General features: G+C 36.7%; 15 protein-coding genes, 6 tRNA genes, 1 rRNA gene and 2 other RNA genes. 18 read left to right on the top strand and 6 right to left on the bottom strand.

Annotation, left to right across the window (positions count from 1 at the left end; translation table 11 throughout):
* Window positions 1-16: 16 nt before the first annotated feature.
* The 4 genes from MKY06_RS18275 (at window position 17) to MKY06_RS18260 (ending at window position 3,022) form a co-directional block, all read left to right on the top strand.
* Complete coding sequence (locus MKY06_RS18275) at window positions 17-934, top strand: acetaldehyde dehydrogenase (acetylating) (RefSeq protein WP_289916762.1); 918 nt, start codon at window positions 17-19, stop codon at window positions 932-934.
* The gene (gene dmpG, locus MKY06_RS18270) at window positions 924-1,949 is read left to right on the top strand and encodes a 4-hydroxy-2-oxovalerate aldolase (protein WP_078082057.1); all 1,026 of its coding nucleotides are present in this window, start codon (window positions 924-926) and stop codon (window positions 1,947-1,949) included. The genes MKY06_RS18275 and dmpG overlap by 11 nt, the downstream gene beginning before the upstream one ends.
* Window positions 1,950-1,951: 2 nt before the next feature.
* Window positions 1,952-2,740: a 2-keto-4-pentenoate hydratase gene (locus MKY06_RS18265; protein ID WP_013058273.1), complete on the top strand. Its 789-nt coding sequence runs from the start codon at window positions 1,952-1,954 to the stop codon at window positions 2,738-2,740.
* Between the two features lie 78 nt (window positions 2,741-2,818).
* Window positions 2,819-3,022: a 4-oxalocrotonate tautomerase gene (locus MKY06_RS18260; RefSeq protein WP_013058272.1), complete on the top strand. Its 204-nt coding sequence runs from the start codon at window positions 2,819-2,821 to the stop codon at window positions 3,020-3,022.
* A 107-nt stretch (window positions 3,023-3,129) separates the two neighbouring features.
* On the opposite strand, the gene kynB is transcribed toward MKY06_RS18260, so the two are convergent.
* The 4 genes from kynB to kynU form a co-directional block, all read right to left on the bottom strand.
* Window positions 3,130-3,756: an arylformamidase gene (gene kynB / locus MKY06_RS18255; protein ID WP_013058271.1), complete on the bottom strand. Its 627-nt coding sequence runs from the start codon at window positions 3,754-3,756 to the stop codon at window positions 3,130-3,132.
* A 32-nt stretch (window positions 3,757-3,788) separates the two neighbouring features.
* The gene (kynA, locus tag MKY06_RS18250) at window positions 3,789-4,643 is read right to left on the bottom strand and encodes a tryptophan 2,3-dioxygenase (RefSeq protein ID WP_013058270.1); all 855 of its coding nucleotides are present in this window, start codon (window positions 4,641-4,643) and stop codon (window positions 3,789-3,791) included.
* A 39-nt stretch (window positions 4,644-4,682) separates the two neighbouring features.
* A complete protein-coding gene (locus tag MKY06_RS18245) occupies window positions 4,683-6,125 on the bottom strand; it encodes an amino acid permease (RefSeq protein WP_013058269.1) in 1,443 nt (480 codons plus the stop codon).
* A gap of 117 nt (window positions 6,126-6,242) precedes the next feature.
* Complete coding sequence (kynU, locus tag MKY06_RS18240; RefSeq protein ID WP_029323369.1) at window positions 6,243-7,529, bottom strand: kynureninase; 1,287 nt, start codon at window positions 7,527-7,529, stop codon at window positions 6,243-6,245.
* A 189-nt stretch (window positions 7,530-7,718) separates the two neighbouring features.
* On the opposite strand from kynU, the gene MKY06_RS18235 reads away from it, so the two are divergent.
* On the top strand, window positions 7,719-8,333 hold the full coding sequence (locus MKY06_RS18235; RefSeq protein ID WP_013058267.1) for a TetR/AcrR family transcriptional regulator: 615 nt from the start codon (window positions 7,719-7,721) through the stop codon (window positions 8,331-8,333).
* 184 nt (window positions 8,334-8,517) lie between these two features.
* On the opposite strand, the gene MKY06_RS18230 is transcribed toward MKY06_RS18235, so the two are convergent.
* Window positions 8,518-9,069, bottom strand: coding sequence for a DUF4352 domain-containing protein (locus MKY06_RS18230; RefSeq protein WP_098277758.1), 552 nt, complete (start codon window positions 9,067-9,069; stop codon window positions 8,518-8,520).
* 433 nt (window positions 9,070-9,502) lie between these two features.
* On the opposite strand from MKY06_RS18230, the gene MKY06_RS18225 reads away from it, so the two are divergent.
* Window positions 9,503-10,507, top strand: a complete 1,005-nt coding sequence (locus tag MKY06_RS18225) for an AbaSI family restriction endonuclease (RefSeq protein WP_177563749.1) — start codon at window positions 9,503-9,505, stop codon at window positions 10,505-10,507.
* A 253-nt stretch (window positions 10,508-10,760) separates the two neighbouring features.
* Here MKY06_RS18225 and MKY06_RS18220 read toward each other — a convergent pair whose 3' ends face one another.
* Complete coding sequence (locus MKY06_RS18220; RefSeq protein WP_013058266.1) at window positions 10,761-10,916, bottom strand: hypothetical protein; 156 nt, start codon at window positions 10,914-10,916, stop codon at window positions 10,761-10,763.
* A gap of 356 nt (window positions 10,917-11,272) precedes the next feature.
* On the opposite strand from MKY06_RS18220, the gene MKY06_RS18215 reads away from it, so the two are divergent.
* The 12 genes from MKY06_RS18215 (at window position 11,273) to MKY06_RS18160 (ending at window position 15,200) form a co-directional block, all read left to right on the top strand.
* Window positions 11,273-11,533: a hypothetical protein gene (locus MKY06_RS18215; protein ID WP_013058265.1), complete on the top strand. Its 261-nt coding sequence runs from the start codon at window positions 11,273-11,275 to the stop codon at window positions 11,531-11,533.
* 526 nt (window positions 11,534-12,059) lie between these two features.
* Window positions 12,060-12,239 (top strand): small acid-soluble spore protein H, encoded by a 180-nt coding sequence (locus tag MKY06_RS18210; RefSeq protein ID WP_013058264.1) that lies wholly within the window; start codon window positions 12,060-12,062, stop codon window positions 12,237-12,239.
* Window positions 12,240-12,582: 343 nt separating this feature from the next.
* A non-coding RNA gene (gene ssrS / locus MKY06_RS18205) (6S RNA) lies at window positions 12,583-12,771 on the top strand.
* Between the two features lie 13 nt (window positions 12,772-12,784).
* Window positions 12,785-13,049, top strand: an RNA gene (gene ffs / locus MKY06_RS18200) — signal recognition particle sRNA large type.
* 52 nt (window positions 13,050-13,101) lie between these two features.
* A 5S ribosomal RNA gene (gene rrf / locus MKY06_RS18195) occupies window positions 13,102-13,217 on the top strand.
* Between the two features lie 125 nt (window positions 13,218-13,342).
* Window positions 13,343-14,194, top strand: coding sequence for a tyrosine-type recombinase/integrase (locus MKY06_RS18190; RefSeq protein WP_013058263.1), 852 nt, complete (start codon window positions 13,343-13,345; stop codon window positions 14,192-14,194).
* Window positions 14,195-14,534: 340 nt separating this feature from the next.
* Window positions 14,535-14,611, top strand: a tRNA-Ile gene (locus tag MKY06_RS18185).
* 15 nt (window positions 14,612-14,626) lie between these two features.
* Window positions 14,627-14,719: transfer RNA gene (locus MKY06_RS18180), tRNA-Ser, on the top strand.
* A gap of 18 nt (window positions 14,720-14,737) precedes the next feature.
* Window positions 14,738-14,814 (top strand) — tRNA-Met (locus MKY06_RS18175).
* Window positions 14,815-14,824: 10 nt separating this feature from the next.
* Window positions 14,825-14,909: transfer RNA gene (locus tag MKY06_RS18170), tRNA-Leu, on the top strand.
* A 9-nt stretch (window positions 14,910-14,918) separates the two neighbouring features.
* Window positions 14,919-14,995: transfer RNA gene (locus MKY06_RS18165), tRNA-Arg, on the top strand.
* A 114-nt stretch (window positions 14,996-15,109) separates the two neighbouring features.
* Window positions 15,110-15,200: transfer RNA gene (locus tag MKY06_RS18160), tRNA-Ser, on the top strand.
* Window positions 15,201-15,420 lie beyond the last annotated feature (220 nt).

Genomic DNA, 15,420 nt, shown 5'->3' with positions numbered 1-15,420 from the left:
AAGAAGGTGAAGAGTAGTGGAAAAAGTAAAAGCCGCAATTATTGGCTCAGGAAATATTGGAACAGATTTGATGTATAAGCTTCAGCGCAGCGAATTTATCGAGTTAACAGCTGTACTTGGAATTGATCCGGATTCAGATGGTCTAAAAAGAGCGAGAGAAGCAGGATATCAAACATACAGCAATGGAATAAAAGCCCTTGCTGAAAATCAAGACCTAGCAGAAATTGTGTTTGATGCTACATCGGCTAAGGCTCACGTTAGACATTCAAAGATTTTAAAAGACTTAGGAAAAATGGTTATCGACTTAACTCCTGCTGCTAAAGGACCTTTTGTGTGTCCTCCTGTTAATCTTGGAGAAAATCTTGAATCGGAAAACGTAAACATGATTACGTGCGGCGGCCAAGCGACGATTCCTATCATTTATGCAATCAATCAAGTTGCAGATGTAACCTATGGAGAAATTGTGGCTACTATTTCTAGCCTAAGTGCTGGACCAGGAACACGAGCAAATATTGATGAGTTTACTGTTACCACCAGAAAAGCTATTGAAAAAGTAGGCGGTGCAGACTGCGGAAAAGCTATTATTCTCTTAAATCCGGCTGATCCACCTATCTTAATGCGCGATACAATTTATTGTAAAGTGAAAAATATGAATAAAGAAGCTATTCAAAAGGCTATCAAGGATATGGTCAAAAAAGTACAAGAATATGTACCAGGCTATAATTTAAAGCAAGAACCCTTATTTGATAGTGATCAAGTAACAGTCTTTTTAGAAGTAACTGGAGCCGGAGATTATTTTCCTTCTTATGCCGGTAACTTAGATATTATGACGGCTGCTTCAGCGAAGGTTGCGGAAGATTATGCGCGCTATAAACTCGAAGAGAGCTTATATGGAGGAATAAAGAAAGAGAGGGCTATGACGAATGAAACGTAATAGTGATAAGCCTATTAAGATTACAGAGGTCAGCCTCCGAGATGGAAGTCACGTAGTCAAGCATCAGTTTACAGAAGCACAAGTAAAAAGTGTCACGAAAGCGCTGGACGATGCAGGGATGCACTATATCGAGGTTAGTCATGGAGACGGGTTAGGAGGCTCGACTCTGCAATACGGAAAGTCTCTCGTTGACGAAATGAAATTAATTGAGGCTGCGGTAGAAGAAGCGAAACAAGCCACCGTTGCTGTTCTTTTAATTCCGGGAATTGGAACGGTACATGAGCTGAAGCAAGCAAATAGCCTTGGGGCAGGCTTAGTCCGAGTAGCTACACATGTGACGGAAGCAGATGTTTCTGCACAGCACATTGAATATGCTCGGAAACTAGGGATGGAAACTTTCGGTTTTCTGATGATGGCCCATTCAGCACCCGTAGAAAAGCTTGTGGAGCAAGCAAAGCTAATGGAAAGCTATGGGGCACAAGGAGTTTACATAACTGATTCAGCAGGAGCTCTTTTGCCTCATGAAGTTCGTGAACGTGTTAGAGCACTGCGTAACTCTCTTCAAGTTGAAGTAGGTTTTCACGCTCATAACAACCTTTCGTTAGCTGTTGCAAATACGCTTGCTGCTATTGAAGAAGGCGCCACGAGAATAGACGGAAGTGTTCGTTGTTTAGGAGCCGGAGCAGGTAACACTCAAACTGAAGCATTGATAGCCGTGTTAAACCGTTTAGGAATAGATGTAGGTATTGATTTGTATAAAATAATGGATCTGGCTGAAGAAGTAGTAGGACCTATCCTGCCAGGCTCTCAAGAGATTCGAAAAGGCAGCCTCGCAATGGGTTATGCAGGCGTGTATTCTAGTTTCTTACTTCATGCAGAGCGTGCTGCAAAGCGTTTTAATTTGGATTCACGTGATATTTTACTTGAACTTGGTAAAAGAAAAGCAGTCGGCGGTCAAGAAGATATGATTCTAGACGTGGCTGCTGAGTTAGCTCAAAGAAAGGTGGAAATGTGATAATGCCTTTAACGAAAAGCGCAAATTTAGAAATCGTTGACTATCTTTTATCTGCAGAAAGAGAAGGGTATGAAGTAACAAAAGTGACGGAACGCTACCCTGATTTGACAATTGATGACGCTTACAGCTTGCAAAAACAATTGATTGAACGAAAAGTACAAGACGGTGTAAAACGAGTAGGTGTAAAGCTTGGTTTAACAAGTAAGGCTAAGCAGGAAATGATGGGGGTACATGAAGCGATTTATGGATACTTAACAAGCGACATGTTGGGACTTGAATGGGAACCTATAGTATTTAATCAGCTGATTCACCCAAAGGCTGAGCCTGAAATTGCTTTTTTAATGGGGGAAGACCTCTGTGGAACCAACTTAACTGAAGAAGATGTTTTAAAAGCAGTAAAATATGTTGCACCAGCTCTTGAAATTATCGACAGCCGTTACTTGGATTTTAAATTTACTCTTCCTGATGTAGTAGCTGATAACTGTTCGTCTTCACGTTTTATTGTAGGGAGCAATTGGATAAAGCCTGACCAAGTGAATCTAGCTAATATCGGAATGGTGATGTCTAAAAACGGAGAGGTTGCTACGGTAGGCGCGGGTGCTGCCGTGCTAGGACACCCTGCTAAAGCTGTCGCCTGGGCGGTTAATAAACTAGGTGAACATAAAGAAGGGTTGAAAAAAGGGGATATCGTATTAACTGGAGCGGTATCTGAAGCAATTTCTTTTAGATCAGGTGATAGTATCCATGCACAGTTCGCTGATTTAGGCAGCGTATCATTCAGCTGCAGCTAACTAGAATTTTTTAATAATTATTTCATCTGAACATAAAGGCCCTTTGTTGTATAGAAAACTTTAAGGGAAGTCGATAGTATGCCGATTGTACAAGTTCACCTTTTGGAAGGAAGAGAAGAAAAAGACATTAAAAACATGTTAGTAGAAGTAACCGAAGCAATTTCTAACAGCCTTCACGTTGAAAAGGAGAGAGTAAGGATCATTGTCAACGAGGTTCCATCTTCGCACTGGGGAATTGCAGGAGTATCAAGGAAAGAAATAGATATGAATAAGAAGAAATAAGTTGATTAGCTATAATAAAAGAGCGGTATATTTATATACCGCTCTTTTTTGTATACATCGGAAACTATCTAAGGAAAAAGAATCGTTCTTTTAATAGTCGCTTTAAGTTAGTTGATTTTTTTCAACAGCGCGCGCACAGGACTTCCATCAGCTTCAACTAAAGGAAGAGGAGCTGCGATTAGTTCATAGTCTCCTGAAGGGATTTTATCTAGTAAAACACCTTCTAAAATATGAATTTTATGGTATGCAAGTTCATGGTGAGCCGCTAGTTCTTTACTATCGAGTGGATCTACTGAAGGCAGATCAATGCCTAGCAGGCGAATGCCAAGCTTAGCAAGGTAAGGAGCTAAGCTTGGTTCAATGTAAGGAATGGTTTCCGGGAAAACACTTCGGTCTTGCCACGCGTCTGTTCGAATCAATAAGCGTGTAATACCTTTTAAAGTAACATCTGACAATTCATTTATTCCAATGCTTTTATTAGCTGGGATATGGACAACTTTTGTACGTCCAATATATAAATCTAAGTCCAAATCTATAACCTTTTTTCCGTTATCATCGAAATGAAAAGGTGCATCGATATGAGTGCCGGTATGGATACTCATTGTTATTTTTCCAACATTTACAGAACCGGTCTCTTCTTTACTCCAATTCACTTCATAAGAAAAGGGAGTATCACCAGGCCATCCTGCTGTTTTTTCGTCTAGAGGCTGTGAAATATCAATCCATTTGCTCATTCTTACTACCTCTCTATCTTTTTATAGAATATTTATAGCTTAGTTCGCAGGCTCCATAGTTCTGGGAAGAAGTGCTGATCCAGAGCTCTCTTTAAGTAATTCACTCCAGAAGATCCGCCTGTACCTTGTTTGTTTCCAATAATTCTTTCTACTGTACTCATATGACTAAATCGCCACATTTGCTGTTGATTTCCGATATCAACTAATTTTTCTGCTAATTCGTATAAGTCCCAATACTGATCAACGTTACGGTATACGGTAAGCCATGCATCCTCTACGCTGGCATTCGGTTCGTAAGGCTGTGAACAATCTCTTTGTAAAACTTCTTGATCTACCGGCAACCCGCGTTTCATAAGAGCATGAATAGCAGCATCATAGATACTAGGCTCATGAAGAGCCGTTTGCATTTTTTGATACAAATCCGCGTCATGCTGGTAAACAGAGAGTGTATGGACATTTTTATTTCCTAAAGCAAATTCTATCAGGCGATTTTGATAAGATTGAAAGCCAGAAGATTGACCTAATTTATCTCTAAATTCCATGTACTCTGCCGGTGTTAAGGTAGAGAGAACACTCCAAGATTGAATTAGCTGCTGCTGAATTCTTGAAACGCGTGATAACATTTTAAATGAAGGTTCCAGGTTATTAGCACGGATGCACTGAATAGCAGCTGTTACCTCATGTAGAATTAGTTTCATCCATAGTTCACTAGCTTGATGGATGACAATAAACAGCATTTCATCATGGTGATTAGAAAGTCTATGCTGACTAGATAATATTTTATCAAGGTGCAGGTAATCTCCATATGACATAGCTTTCTGAAAGTCCGTTTGAAGTTCTTTCTCTAGTTCAACTGCATTTGGTGCCTTGTTATTTGTCGTTTTCATTTTGTATCCCCCTTGTTTTTATGTAAAATAACTTGAACGTTAACGTAATTCCTCTAATTCCTCTTTCAAGCTGCTATTAGCCATATCTTCTGCAAAATGATGGTTAACTTTTCTTTTCTTAGAGATAAAATAAGCAATGGATAAGAATGCTAACCAAGGAATTCCAAACTGAAGCATAATTTTAAAATCTGTAAACCAAGTGGTAATCATTAAACCGAGTAATAAGATGGCTCCTAAAATCGTAAAATAGGGGAAGCCAAGCATTCTTACCGGTAATTTTCTTCCACCAGATTTCTCCCATTTTTTTCGGAAGTAGAGGTGAGAAACAAATATCATAAGCCATGTGAACATAGCTCCGAACATTGAAATACCCATCATAAAGGCATATGAAGAGCTTGGGAGCAGTCCATTAACTGCTGCCGCAAGAAAAATGCCCAGGGTTGATACAGCAAGGGCCCATAGCGGTACACCTTTTTTACTTAGTCTCCCTAAAAAAGCTGGTGCATGTTTACTTTGAGAGAGAGAGAACATCATACGTGTAGAAGCATATAACTGACTGTTCATAGCTGATAAAGCAGCCGTTAAAATAATGAAATTCATAATTCCAGAGGCAGCCGGGATATTCAGAATTTCCATTACTTTCACAAATGGACTTTTATCAACTTGAGCTGACTTCCATGGAACAATCATTAACATGATGCCTATAGTCAAAACGTAAAAAGTAGTTAAACGAAACACAGTTGCTTTTAAAGCCTTCGGAACGGCTATATCAGGCTCTTTTGCTTCTCCAGCTGTAACTGCAATCATTTCGGTTCCTAAGAAACTAAAGAGGGAAATAAAGACAGCTACCCACATTCCCCACCACCCGAAAGGAAGGAATCCACCATCATTTACAAAATTATCTGTACCCATATTAGGGCGTGCATCTGTTCCAAATAGAACATAGGACCCTAAAAGAATAAAGCCCACAATTGCACTAATTTTTATCATAGAAAACCAATACTCAAAAGTAGCAAACGTATTAACACTAGTTGCGTTTACATAGATTAGTATAGCAGCAAACACTAAAATCCAGACAATACCCGGAACGCTTGGAAACCAGTACTTCATATACACGGCTATTGCACTTACTTCTACTCCAACGGCGAGAACGTTGGCTATCCAATATGAATAGCGAACCAAAAACCCTGCCAGGGGATGTACATATTTTTCGGAAATTGTTCCAAACGATCCAGAGGTAGGGTGGGCCACTGTCATTTCTGCCAAACACCCCATTAAGAGTAATACAACAAAAGCTCCTAAGGCATAACTAACCAATACACTAGGTCCAGCTGTTTGAATCGCAAGTCCACTGCCTAAGAATAGTCCAGTTCCAATTGCACAGCCCATCGAAATCATTGTCAATTGACTTGTTTTTAGATTTCGTTTTAATCCCTTTTCTGCGTCATCTTTGTTTGGCAATTGAGTATTGTGGTTTTTCATATTTCATCTCCCTCATAGTTTCAAAATAATGGTTTGGCTGCATATCTACGTAAAATAGCTTCCTCAAGAATTAGAAAGCGCTTACTTTTCTCGTTAAAAAAACAAGTAGTTTAGCTTTTACGCCACTACTTCACGTTCGTTTTTAAATTTTTCATATTCTTTATCGTTCATAATTTTCTTCAAAGTTTGTACTACTTCCCAGACTTCTGTATAAGAAGTATAAAGAGCAACAGGAGCAAGACGAATAATATTCGGAGCGCGAAAATCTGGAATGATACCATTCTCTTTTAATGCTTTACAAATGCGCGCTGCTTCCTTATGTTCAAGACTTACGTGCCCTCCGCGCTTTTTATCTTCTCTAGGGCTTCCGAGGGTAAAATTGAAGTCACTCAGTTCTTTTTCTAATAAATACATTAAATAATGATTGATTTTAAGAGATTTAGCTCGAATATTATCTATACCAGCCTCAGTGAAAATTTCTAGCGATCCAATTAAAGGAGCAAGACTTAAAACGTGGGGTGTTCCAATTTGATAAGCACCGGCTGAATCAGCAGGTGTTAATGTGTGCTCCATATCAAACTGCTTTTCTTTTTTTGAACTAAACCAGCCTGCTAAACCAGGTGCTGTTCCAAAATGTTTTTTATTTACATATAAACCGCCTACACAGCCAGGTCCACCGTTTAAGTGCTTATAATTACACCAATATGCAAAGTCCACATCCCATTTACTAAATGAGTGAGGAATTGCACCAATAGAGTGGCAGCCATCAAATCCAATCAAAATTCCACGTTTGTGTGCTTCAGCCGTCAATCGTTCCATATCTAATATTTGGCCGCTACGATAGAGTACAGTTGGTAGGATAATTAAAGCAATCTCATCGGTCATAGCCTCAATAATGTCATCTTCTTCTAAAAAACGGCCATCGCGGCTTTTTACACGTATAAGGTGAGTGTCTGGACTGTATCCGTGGGTTCGCAGCTGACTTTGAAGCGCATAAATATCAGATGGGAAGGTCAATTCATCAGCTAAAATCTTTGTGCGCGTTCCTTTTGGGTTGTAGAAAGTAGCTACAAGCTGATGAAGGTTAACTGTTGTCGAACCAGTTACAATGACTTCTTCGCTAGAAGCCCCAACTAACGGTGCACTCATTTCACCTAATTTTTCGGACAAGGAGAACCATGGATGTTTCCCCTGAGTCCATCCATCAATTCCTTGTTCTTTCCAATCATTTAATACTTCTATAAGTCTGCGTTCAGCTCTTTTAGAAAGGAGCCCCAATGAGTTTCCATCCATATATATGGAATCAGGCTTTAAATAAAATTCGTTACGAAAACTTGAAAGGGAGTCTTCTTGATCCAACTGTTTGGCATACTCTAATGTGGGTTTAAAGGTATTTAATTGCATAATTTTCCTCCTCTGCATTACTTAATATGTATCCTAGAAGAATCGTAACAAAGAATATGACACAGTGTCAATAATATAATTTTGAAAATTAAAAAAATAATTTTTGTAATAAATTCTCTTTATTACTTTTCGTTTTGTGAAAACTTCTATATCCTAGAGAGTAAAACGGATAGGGAGGAAGGAGCCTTAATGAATGAAAATAATATTGAAGATAAACGGCATTTACGTTCAATAAAGACTCGACAAAAATTATTAGAAGCTGCAAGAGAAGTATTTATACAAGAAGGTTTTCACAAAGCAACTATCACTCAAATAATAAAAAAGGCAAGGGTTGGGTATGGGACTGCATACGTTCATTTTGAAGGAAAAGAAGACTTTTTAGTTGTATTAATGGAGAATGTTATGGAGAAATTTTATGAAATTGCCGAGGCTGCATTTTTACCCGCATCTGTAAATGAAGCAGAAGAAATGATTCATAAACAAACGAACGAGTTTTTAAAAATGGCTGAGGATGAACAAAAAATGCTGCAAGTGTTTGAGCAGGCTATTGGTATTTCTCCTCTCGTTTCAGAGAAATGGAAGAACATTCGGGAAAAGTTTATTCAACGAATTTCAGAAGACATTGCCTATGCGCAGCGCAATGGATTAGCACGTAAAGATGTACATAACGAGTTAGTAGCAAGAGGGTGGTTTTTCACTAATGAAATGTACCTTTGGGAAATTGTTCGTAATGAATATGAGCACCCTGTCGAACAAATTGCTAAGAATATCGCATCTATTTATATTAAAGGACTCTATTTATAATTTCGGTGCGTAAATTGCACTTGTTTGAAACAAGTATATAGTATCCCGTTACTATTCAACATTCTCTGCAGAAAAAGGGGCCGTTTCCCCATATACTCTCTCACGGGTATAGATAATAGTATAAATATAATAAAGCTCACTAAACGTTGAACGTTTAGTGAGCTTTTTACTCTATGGAAAAGTATTATTTAATTTGAACTTTACTTCCGTTTATTTCAATATACCATTTACCTTTTGCATAGCTATCTTTTGAAACCTCAAATACGTCAACATCCGTAACTTTGATACCTGGATTTAAATCACTTGCAATCTTAGAGTCATCAATGTTAGTTTCAACTGCATAATTTGATGTTGCATCAATATCAGCGTCATATTTTGTTCCTTTTTCATCAATGAGGTTAATTGTTGGGGTTGAAAAAGCACCTAATGGTTTGTCAGAGATGTTTTTAACAGTCCATTGGATAGCAACAAGTGTACCGCCTTCAGAAGCTTTTTTATTTGCATATTGGTTTCCAACTTGTTCTCTTTCTTCTACTTTTGTTACAGAAACTTCTGCTTTATCATCTACTGTAAAAGTGTCTCCCACTTTATGAGCTTTTTGTTCTTCTGATTTTGAAGAGTTAGAACTAGATCCAGAACCACTATCGTCTCCACCTGATGCTACGACAGCAATTACTACAATAAGTGCAATAAGAATAATAAATCCTAAACAGCCAATCTTAAAAAAATTTTTCATTTCAGTACATTTCCTCCTGTAAACATTAAACATGCATTTATTATGTATTTAAAATACATGTTTAATGTTTACATATATATAGTTATATTACAATATTAAATTTCCTTATTTTAATAATAGGTTAGATCAAACTGCTTAATATACACTAATATGGACTTGTTATCCTTAAATTAAGTCTTGATATGTTTGTTTTGGTTAATTTTAGTATATATAAATTATTTTACCAATATATATATACTAAAATAGGATGTGAGTATGTATATCAAAATAACTAGCAGAAACTTCTAGCAATAAGAAGAGGGAATCGTAAATGCAAGGTCCAGTAGACAGTTTATTAAAAGAGTTGCACTCCCCTCGTCGTTCGGATATGGTTATTTAGGAATTCATTTTCATAATGCTACAGAAGAGGAAAAAGAGAGGATCTAGAAAAGTAATGAGCAAGTATGACTATATCAAAAGACAATTAGCAAAAACGAATAAAAAAAATGATGAGAATTATATCATTACAAGGATCTGGCATTTGCTTGATAATTACGATATAAAAATAAATACTCAACAGTATGTAGTACGATCAAATAAAAACCAAAGGGTCGAATACGGCTTAATTGATTTGTATTTTCCACAGTTTAATTTGGCCATTGAAATTGATGAAGCCCATCATATGAATGATATAAATCAAACACTGGATGAAATTAGAAAAAACGATATTGTGAACGCCTTAGATTGTGATTTTATAAGAATAGATGCTACTCAATCTCTTGAAAAGATTCATGAAAAGATCGACCAGGTAATAGAAAAAATTAATCTGCTAATAAAAGAGCAATGGTTTATTCCATGGGATTTGGAGAAGGAATATGATCCAAATACTTATATTGAACAAGGATATATAGATGCTGATGACAATGTTTCTTTACGGTTAGTTGCAGACTGTTGCAATGTGTTTGGAGCTGGCTATGTTCACGGAATTCAAAAAAGCGGAGCCCCGCACAAATTTGAAGAAGATACAGATATTAAAAGATTAAAATTTTTCCCTAATGAAACTTGGAACAATCAACTTCTTGAAAATGAGGAAATATTTATTGAATATAATACAATTCCAGAAGAGAACGAAGCCTACTTTCAAAAAAGAATGTATCAGCTGAATCAGAAGATCGCGCTATTTGCATATGCTAAAACTTCTTCTGAACGATTTGAAGCGATATTTAAAGGACTTTATGTACTAAATCGTGAAAAAAGCAAAGATACAGGCGTTCTAACTTATAATCGGATATCGACCATAATGCCGACTTACTATCCAAAAGATGTTAAACAACCTCTTAGAATCGCAGAAGCCTATAATAACGACGGATATAAAGTAGCACACTTTTATACAGAGAATCAGGTTAGAAAATTTGAAGGTAAATATAAAAAGAGATATAAGATAATATCGTATTCATAAAAAAATGTTTTTATTATAAGTTTCGGAAAGAATGGTTATGTTAAGCTACACTTTTTTATTTTGTTATAATACTTAACGATTATCTAATGTGAGATACTTTCTTTTTATTTGAATTCTGTTTTCATAATAGAATTCAAATTCTCTTTAGCTTGGTGCCTCTTTTGCACATAAGTCTTCTTCACTCTATAAAAGAAACCTCAGTTCAAGTCATACATTTGAACTGAGGTTTCTTATTATCCTCGAAAGGTTAAATTTATTTTTTATTTACTTGGCGTCCACTTTTTTTCTGGCTCTGGGAACTTGTGTTGCCAGTTTGAAATTCATTGCCTAATTCAACATCATTTCTTTTATCTTGCTTCTCTACTTGCTCTCTTGTCTGATTCTTTTTCTGTATCCCTTGTTTTGACATTACTTATCTCATCTCGCTTTCATCTAGTATTGTTTTTAATATGTGCAACTATAAGAAAAAACATATAAATTAAATAAATAATTTGTTAGTTGCTTCTGAATCAAAGCCCTATTTGCCACTAGGCTGACCCCGGCATATAAACAACCGAGCACATCTTACATTACTACCTACGTCTTACCTAATGCAGTAATTATTCTTTTTTAGTTTTAGGGTGGACGGACAAGCTTTATGGGATTAATTTGATTTTGGAATAGGTGAGAATAGTATCGTAAAAAGGACACATAATTAGTAAAACAATTACTGTTGTTTAATATGTCAGGAAATGAAGATTTTACTCATTTTTGGAGGAAGTTGTAATGGAGAAAGATCAAACTTTGAAAAATGCGATGAATGAATGGGCACGTGTAACTGAAGACCCAGAAATGTTAATGACTTATGAAGTAAACCAGGAATTCCAAGTAGATGAAACATTAACATTAAAAAAAGCTGAAAAACAAGGGAAAAAAAGAGCTATTAAGAGAGTAGCGTTAAGAATGCTACAAAAAGGTATGGATAATCAAACAATATCTGAATTAACTGAGCTTACAGAAGAAGAGATTGAACAGATTCGTAAATAACGAATGTAAACCGAGGGTAGGAAGGAATATATCCAAAACAAAATTTTATTTTATCACGATAAAAAAAGGGCTACCCCAAAATAGGAAAGAGGTAGCTTGCTCTACTCAAGCAAAAAATTGAATACATTGGTTGAGTTAAAACAACTACATTATTTTAACATGTATAAAATTTTTAGTAAAACGCTATCATTTCCAGTTTTATTACCTAATTTCCTCTGCTAAAATGGAATCATAGGGATGAAAAGAGAAGGGTAGATGAGGCATATGAGTACGAGTCTATTGCTAACTTTAGGAGTTATATTTTTGGCAACAATAGCTATAGCCATTTTAATTAAGATTCCAGAAGAAGATTAAACTGAATAATAAAATAAAAAGCTATCTCAAATAATAAAGGAGATAGTTTTTTTACTGCTTTATGTCTCATTTGAAAAATTAAAATTGATTTTATATAGAGGAATTAAATGCATAAAAATTAATTAAAAACAAATACTTTCACTGTCATAAATAAAAAGGAGGCTAGATAAAGATGGATGCACAAAGAGCACAAGAAATTGCCGATTCAGTGGACATGGCCAATGTAATATATAACGGGAAAAGCATTTACATTGAGCATGTAGACCAACAAAATGGGGTAGCTACAATTCATAACCTGGATGAACCAAATAATAAGCAAAGTGTTTCTATATCTGAACTAACAGAACAATAATTTACTCTTAGAATAAAAAAGCCATTTTATTTAGGCTTTTTTTATTTTTCTCTTATTTTTATGGAGAGAGGATAAGAAGAAAAAATAACCACATTAGAAAAGTAGTGTTAGATCAAGGATGTATAAAAATCTAACCGTAATGAAATTCACTTTTAAATGGAGGACTCAATATAATGAAACACGACTCCTTATAACTTCCATCTTTCAAAGAAATCCCTTCCCAACAACAGTAAATCAAGCAAATAAGAAAATGTTGAGGGTTAGAAGTCATTTTTTCGTTTATGTTGACTTCTACGAAATTTTATTGTAGGATAATCTATATCATCAATAAACACATTAAATACTTATCCTACGATGCACGTTATGCCCTATTTGTTTTGAACCGTACTGTTTATTTGGGATTCCTACATTTGTTGACTGATGCCATGCCTGTCTTTGACACAGGATCGCTGGAACGTTAATATGCGGAAACCCACCTGCGAGATCGCGGGTTCACAAAACAGATTGGGAGGACGACATAGGTGGGAATCCCTTAACTATACATACCGTGCTAGACGGGGAGATGGCGGTGCCCTGTAACCTGCAATCCGCCTTAGCAGGGTTTAATTCCTAACAGAGGTATGAGTCAGGTAAGGTCTGACTTGGACAAGTGGTGTTGACAACTGGGTCCTGCACAACAGAAACCTATGAACATGGTCAGGTCCGGAAGGAAGCAGCCATAAGTAGATTCTTCTGTGTGTTGCAGCACAACCCGGTCGAGCTAACTGTACAAGTAACGCTTATTTGATCATGTCAATGACGGGTGCACGGTGTTTTTACTTAGCAATTTTTATTTAGTGTTAAGAAAACTATCTTTAATAGGTCTGGTGGCGATAGCAGAGAGGTCACACCCGTTCCCATATCGAACACGGAAGTTAAGTTCTCTAGCGCCAATGGTAGTGGGGACTTTGTCCTTGTGAGAATAGGACGTTGTCAGGCAAAAAAACAGCTCATCATATCAATGATGGGCTGTTTTTTTGTATATTAATTTCGTTTAAATTGATTTCTACGAAATTAAATGTTATGTTTTATGTAATTTATTAGTACATGTAGGAGGATTTAGAGTGAAAAAAAATAGCCTAGAAGTTATTCCGTTGATTGATGACTTTAGCCAATGGTTAATAGAATCAGGCAAATCTGATAATACGATTAAAACCTATCGAGCAGTGCTAAACCAATTTCATGAATGGCTTCTAAGTGAAGGTAGACATTTAGATCAAGTAACAAAAAATAATGTCCAAACTTATATGATTAACCTTGAATCTAATAATAAAAGTGCGTCGACTATAGAAAAAGCTTTTGTCACAATTAGCGTTTTTGCACGCTTTCTTGAAAAACCAGAAATTGTTCAAAATATTGAACGTAAACGAAAAGAGAAAAACAACGAGGTTGTACCACAGTCATTAGAAGCAAGTGAGCTTGACCGTCTTTTATCTGAAGTAAAGCAACAGGGAAACCTTCGTGATATTGCTATTGTATACACTTTATTACATACAGGGGTTCGAGTATCAGAAATTTGTGCTTTGAATCATAAAGACGTAGAGATTAACAAATCTGACGGTTTTTTAATTATCCGTAATGCTAAAGGGTGTAAAAAGCGATTTGTTCCTCTTTCTACAGAAGCAAGGAATAGTTTAAAGAAATATATTGATTCACTTGATTCTAATCATGAAGCTTTATTTGTCTCTAATTTTGATAGAAGAATGTCTCCACGTACGGTTCAGTACATGTTAAAAAAATATAATGTAAATCCTCATAAATTACGCCATACTTTCTGTCATGAGTTAGTTAAGAAAGGGATAGATATTGCAACAGTTGCCGAATTAGCAGGCCATTCTGATGTGAATGTTACAAAACGATACCTAAAATCTTCTACAAGAGATTTAGAAAATGCGATTACGCAAACCTTTTTATAAAAATAAGCTCTGTAACAAGAATCATGATTCTTGTTACAGAGTTTTTTTATTTAGGTGTATGTTCCTACTTAATAATTGCAAAATTAAGTATTAAAACAAAACTTACATAGATGTTGACTTCTACGAAATTATAAGATAAAATAATTTTTGTTGGTAGCGAAACAGATATTAATTATTAAATTACTAGTCCATGTTTCATATGAAGGGGTAGCATACGGATAAATGTGACTGACTATAAATAATTTCCATACTTATTGGTGGCATAGTCAAGGTCTGCAATACCTTTATCACCGGTTCAAATCCGATTGCCGGCTCCACATTCTAATAGAGAGCTTAGAAAGGACCTTTAGCTCAGCTGGTTAGAGCAGACGGCTCATAACCGTCCGGTCGTAGGTTCGAGTCCTACAAGGTCCACCATTGAACCTGAAATATGGAGGAATACCCAAGTCTGGCTGAAGGGATCGGTCTTGAAAACCGACAGGGGTGTCAAAGCCCGCGGGGGTTCGAATCCCTCTTCCTCTTCCATTATATCTTTGTTATTATCGCGGGGTGGAGCAGTTCGGTAGCTCGTCGGGCTCATAACCCGAAGGTCGCAGGTTCAAATCCTGTCCCCGCAACCATTTTTCACATGCGGATGTGGCGGAATTGGCAGACGCGCTAGACTTAGGATCTAGTGTCTTATGACGTGGGGGTTCAAGTCCCTTCATCCGCACCATTTTAGGAAGCGTCCGTAGCTCAATTGGATAGAGCGTTTGACTACGGATCAAAAGGTTAGGGGTTCGACTCCTCTCGGGCGCGCCATAAACGGGAAGTAGCTCATTTTGGTAGAGCCCAAGTCTGATAAGCGTGAGGTCGGTGGTTCAAGTCCACTTAGGCCTACTATTATTCCACAGTATTTCAATGGAAGATCCATACAGAGAAGTACCCAAGTGGCTCAAGGGGCTCCCCTGCTAAGGGAGTAGATCGTTAACGCGGTGCGAGGGTTCAAATCCCTTCTTCTCTGCCATTTTATAATTTTATCTGGTCCGTTGGCCAAGTGGTCAAGAAATTATCCTTTTAAAAAGGTAACACGGGTTCGAATCCCGGACGGGTCATTACAAAAAAGGCAGTTTGCTGATAAAGCAAGCTGTCTTTTTATTGAATAAGAGATATTGCTTTAATTCATTATGTAAAACTAATTTAAATGTTATTAGAATGAAGATAAAAAGCATTTGATAATAGTGCCG

This window comes from Priestia sp. FSL P4-0332 (assembly GCF_038005845.1).
In the GTDB taxonomy this organism is placed as follows: Bacteria; Bacillota; Bacilli; order Bacillales; family Bacillaceae_H; genus Priestia.
The sequence above is the reverse complement of the archived record's forward strand: the minus strand, read 5'-3'. Positions and strand labels throughout refer to the sequence as shown.